This window comes from Pontibacterium sp. (assembly GCF_041587635.1).
GTDB lineage: Bacteria > Pseudomonadota > Gammaproteobacteria > Pseudomonadales > Balneatricaceae > Pontibacterium.
On the sequence record NZ_JBFGYC010000748.1, the window covers coordinates 1 to 1,187 of the forward strand.

At 53.5% G+C, this 1,187-nt stretch carries 2 protein-coding genes; both read right to left on the reverse strand.

Annotated features, from left to right (window positions below):
• The coding region (locus ABYW01_RS21390; RefSeq protein ID WP_372836636.1) for a DUF2956 family protein at positions 1-250 on the reverse strand (250 nt) is incomplete at its 3' end.
• Positions 251-368: 118 nt separating this feature from the next.
• On the reverse strand, positions 369-1,187 hold an 819-nt coding region (locus ABYW01_RS21395), incomplete at its 5' end, for a hypothetical protein (RefSeq protein ID WP_372836638.1).

Sequence of the window (1,187 nt, forward strand, 5' to 3'; positions counted from 1 at the left end):
GGGGTGTGTCGTTAACTGATTCAGGTGCAGCGGCAGAGGCTGCGGATTTCACCTTCTTTCGCTGGCGATCCAGCTCGCGAGCCTTGGACTTTTGCTGTTTTTTATACTGAGCAATCCCTTTCTCAATCCCCTGGGCGATCAGTTTGGTCTGTTCCTTGGTCTGGCCCGGCTTTTGGGTTGCGCGGGCGATCTTCAGCGCGTCCGTTTTGGTTTCGTCTGATACGACCTCTTTCTTCGGGGATTTTGCCATGGTTCGCCGTTTCCTTCGCAGATGGTGAAAGCGATAAGTATACCGCGATCACGCCTCCGCGTTCTTCCTTCGCTTACTTCACCATTCAGACGGGGGCAGATGGTCTGGTGAGTATCCTCTAGTTTTGATGTGTTGACGTGACAGGGCGCTGAAGTTTGCTCAGGCCAGCGGCAATTATCGCCACAACCACCACAGAAAAGATAAAGCGCCCCAGCAATACGCCGCTTGCGTCCGCCCCGAGGGCCATCACAAACAATGTATCCTCAATCAGGCTGTGACACAGGCTCATAAAACACAGTGACAGGAAGATGTCCTTCTTGGCAACATGACCGGCTTGGGCTTCTTTGATGATCAGTGCGCCGCCGTAGGTCAGCCCCAATAGTGTGCCGAACATGGTCAGCGTAGTCGCTCGGCCTTCAATGCCCATCACTCTAAGGATCGGCGTCAGTACTTTTGATAGCAGATCGGTGATCTTCAGCAGATCAAATAGCTTTAGTACAACCAACAACACCACGATGATTACAAACACCCAAAATAGCGACTGAGCATTACTCCAGGTCCAGTCTGCCCACGTAGCTTTACTGGTGTCTTCCAGTTGTGGCAACCATGCCAACTCCAGTGGTTGTTGCAGCCAGCCTCCGGCTTTGTAGATTGCATTGAGGCCCGCGCCATAGATCAGTGCGCCAAAGAATCGAAGTGCTGCGGTAAACCAGAAGCTGGCACCGGCTTTCTGTGCAATGCGTTGTTCAACGGGCAGGGCGTGGGCAATCAACACCATCGACCAGAGCACGGTCACTTCGGCAACGGTGATCTCCAGATTGGGCAGAATGCCGATAAATACCGCAGCACCACCGTAAATGTTGACCAGCAAGGCACTGACCCAGACCAGTCCGGCCTGTTCCGGCAAACCGACGATACCCATCAGTGGGCTTAACCA